This is a genomic window from Chroococcidiopsis sp. [FACHB-1243] (assembly GCF_014696895.1).
Lineage (GTDB): Bacteria > Cyanobacteriota > Cyanobacteriia > Cyanobacteriales > Chroococcidiopsidaceae > Chroococcidiopsis.
This window is the reverse complement of the sequence record NZ_JACJQX010000118.1, coordinates 1-3,782: the sequence shown is the minus strand read 5'-3', so window position 1 is coordinate 3,782 and position 3,782 is coordinate 1. Positions and strand designations below refer to the sequence as shown.

The window sequence follows — 3,782 nt, the reverse complement described above, 5'->3', positions numbered from 1 at the left end:
ACGCTCAGGCTACGGTTTCAGAAACTTCGATAATTTTCAACTACGCTGTTTCATTTGCTGGTATCTTGATGATGCTCTAGCATAGTGGGAACGCAAGAGCCCCCAAATCTTGCTTTTCCATACACTATGCTTTTTAGTAGCATAAGACTGAGACAACTGATAGACAATTCAGCAAAATAACGGAATTCTTCACAGCGATTAACTCACATCCTCTGCTGCTCCAGTTGCCAAATGTTTGTAAAGTATTTGCTAATAGATGGAGGTAATACCACTGGTGGCTCAATCTAGTTTCAGTAATTCAGATCTAGCTTCGCCTCGTCAAAACCGCTATCTCGAACCTTCCGTGTTTTGGAGCATCCGCCAAGGTTTCCCCCGTTGGCTGGCAATGGCGATCGCCGCAACATCTCTCGCAGTACCGTTAATATTATGGGCGATCGCGAGTTACGCGGGTTGGGTTCCGCCAATGTTTCTCCCCACACCAACGGCGGTTCTCCAAGCTGGCATAGATATGTTGACTCAGGACAATCTCATTATGGATATCCTCGTGAGCTGCGGTCGGGTTCTCGGCGGTTTTCTATTTGCCGCAATTATTGGAGTACCAATGGGAATCGCAATGGGAACTTTCTACAGCATGGAAAGCCTATTCGCTCCCATTGTCGGTACAGTGAGATATATGCCTGTCACCGCATTTGTACCGCTAATTGTGATTTGGGTTGGTTTAGGTGAAGAAGCCAAGATACTAATTGTCTTCTTGGGTGTCGTACTGTACAACGCCATCATGGTAGCAGATGCGGTCAAATTCATTCCCAACGAGATGATTAATGTTGCCTATACTTTAGGGGCAAATCGTCGCGATGTCTTGTTCAAAGTGATTGTGCCAGCAACATTTCCTAGCGTTCTAGATACTCTACGAGTTAATATTTCTGGAGCTTGGAACTTTTTAGTCATTGCCGAACTGGTAGCAGCTCAAAGCGGTTTAGGTTTCAAAATTATTCAAGCTCAACGATTTTTACAAACAGAGAAAGTCTTATTTTGTATTGCTTTAATTGGCGCGATCGGTCTGCTAATTGACTACGGTTTGAAGTGGCTCTCCCTACGGCTTACTCCTTGGGCAGATCAAACACAGTAGAATCAGCGAACAGGGAGCAGGGAGCAGGGAGCAGAGGAGAGAACAACAACTAATGACAAATGACAAATGACAAATGACCAATCAGTGATGAACCTCAAGCTAGAGCCAAACAAAACTGCCTTAATTTGTGTCGATCTACAAGCTGGGGCATTTACAGGAGATTGCACGCTTTCCTATGTTGGTATTGCCCAATTGTTGCCCAAGGCAAAGCGAGTTTTAGCAGCAGCGCGTCAAGCACAATTACCAATTATTCACTGTAAAGAAGTCCATCGTAAAGAAATGGTGGATTTTGGACGGGAGTTAGATGGTGCAGAACCGATTCACTGTTTGGAAACTTGGGCTAGTACTGATTATTATTGTGAATTAGCTCCCATTGACGGAGAATTTACAATTAGCAAACGTCGCTACAGCTGTTTTTTTGGTACGGATTTAGAGATCCTGCTGCGGGGGTTGAAGGTAGATACTTTAGTATTGATTGGTATGATGACGAACGTTTGCGTGCATTACACGGCAGCGGACGCTCACCAACACGATTACCACTTCCACGTTATTGAGGATTGCTGTGCTGGTTCCGATTGGGACGCACATTGGGCAGCGCTAACGGCGATGGAATATTTGCAAACAGGTGCGAGAATTTCATACCTTACATTTGTTGAAGCGATATCAGGTAAAGTTCCAGCAGCTTGAGACGAGTATTTTTGGATGCAGGTATTGCGTCAATACATCTCTGTTGTGATGCAAAGATTTTGAAGATCCCCCAACCCCCTTAAAAAGGGGGCTTTGTTCTGTCTTTTTTATGGCAAGAAGCAGGCGATCAGCTAGAACAACAACGCCGGAAAAAGAGACTTTGTTCCCCCCTTAAAAAGGGGGGCTAGGGGGGATCGGATCTCTGGCAACGATCGGTAGGATTAGTCTTGAGGGTTCTCGGCACAAATATTGCCAAACTCAAAGCTCTGACAACCATAAATAAAGCCAGAGACAACCAGAGTAGATGAGTGTTACGGAAATACCACGCAGCGATAGCCATTGGTGCAAATCCCAACAAAGCAGCCGCAAGCACCGAAATTCTCAAAATCCGACCTGCCGTTAAGCCGAGAAAGTAACCATCCAGCATATAGGCGATCGCCCCAAATCCTAACACTGGTAGCAACCAACCTACATAACTGCTAATTCGTCCCAAAATTGCACTATGGTTAGTCAATAACCCGAATAAGGGCAGGGGAACGAGCATGAAGGCGATCGCAAACAGTATTCCTACGCTCAAACTTGCTATTCCAGATACCCATATGAGTTGGGTTAATTGGGCGATCGCGCCTCTGCCTAGAAAAACTCCGGCTAGGGTTTCGGTGGCGAAGGCAAGTCCATCAATAAAGTATGCTGTTAGTGTCACCACTTGTAACAGCACTGTGTTAGTAGATAAAACCTCCGTTCCCAAGGTCGAACTGAGGTTGGTGAATACGGCAAATGTCGAAACTAAAGCAAAGGTACGGACTAGAATTTCGCCATTCAGCGCGAATGCTGCCCGTAGATCGCTGGGATTGAGAATTTGTCTGACGAATGATGCTTTTGCTGGATGCTGATGTATTTTTACCAGTGGGATTTCTCGATTGATTAAAATCAGCCCTACTAGCAACATGAGATACTGAGCGATCGCCGTTCCTAGTCCTGCTCCAGTACTTTGCCATCCCCAGCGCACGATAAATAAGTAATTTAGCACCACATTAGATAGATTACCGACAGCCGAGAGCAAAAATACCTTACCACTCTGCGATCGCCCCAAGAACCAGCCAATGAGTACAAAGTTGAGCAAGGTTGCTGGTGCGCCCCAAATGAGAGCATCGTAATATGCTTGACCGGATGCTTTGACCTCTGGTGTCGCACTCAGGAGGGTAAAGCCTAGCATCCTCAAAGGCTGTTGCAAAACTAAAATCAATAATCCCAACGAGAGTGCTATTAAGCCGTTACGTAAGCCTATAAGTATGACTCCTTCTCGATCTTCCCGCCCGATCGCTTGAGCCGTCATCCCCGTTGTCCCCATGCGTAAAAAACCAAATGTCCAGTAGATGTAATTAAATAGGACAGTTGCTAAAGCGACTCCTGCTAGGTAACGAATTTCCGGCAAATGTCCCAAAAAGGCGACATCCACTAACCCAGCTAAGGGAACCATGAGGTTTGAGAGGATGTTGACGATCGCCAGTTGGAAGAAGTGACGCAGAAAGCTAGAACGAGATGGCAATGCTTTTAAACCCCCTGCATACTTTCCCCTACTGCTTAGCAAGTCAAAAGTTAAAAGTCAAAATTGTGCAACTCAACCTAACTACCACAGTAGACGATTCAATCAATTTCTACATCGCTATTACTAGCTAGTTCTAGAACTCCGACTGTGTTGCAACTGGGCAACCGATTTGACAAATATAAGTCAAAGACTTTACCGGGAGAGATTGGAGATATCATACGTCAAAATGTGGGAGATGTTGTACAATTGTTGATGCGCTAACTTGCACTCGAAAAAATAGTAGCATCAACCGAATTAAAAATAACCATGATTACACAAGTACTACATTGTCCTTACTGCTAGGGAATAGATCTAGTTAAGAATGGGAAAACTCCGCAAGGAAAGCAACGCTATCAATGTCGAGAAAAACCTTGTGAT

3 protein-coding genes are annotated in these 3,782 nt (G+C 45.0%); 2 read left to right on the top strand and 1 reads right to left on the bottom strand.

Annotated elements, in window-relative coordinates; translation table 11 throughout:
* The first annotated feature begins 274 nt into the window (after positions 1-274).
* Positions 275-1,129, top strand: a complete 855-nt coding sequence (locus tag H6G17_RS35075; RefSeq protein ID WP_192162795.1) for an ABC transporter permease subunit — start codon at positions 275-277, stop codon at positions 1,127-1,129.
* 87 nt (positions 1,130-1,216) lie between these two features.
* On the top strand, positions 1,217-1,816 hold the full coding sequence (locus tag H6G17_RS32205; protein ID WP_192162799.1) for an isochorismatase family cysteine hydrolase: 600 nt from the start codon (positions 1,217-1,219) through the stop codon (positions 1,814-1,816).
* A gap of 184 nt (positions 1,817-2,000) precedes the next feature.
* Here the strand turns inward: H6G17_RS32205 and gntT are convergent, their stop codons facing one another.
* Positions 2,001-3,365, bottom strand: a complete 1,365-nt coding sequence (gene gntT / locus H6G17_RS32200; RefSeq protein ID WP_347276502.1) for a guanitoxin biosynthesis MATE family efflux transporter GntT — start codon at positions 3,363-3,365, stop codon at positions 2,001-2,003.
* Positions 3,366-3,782 lie beyond the last annotated feature (417 nt).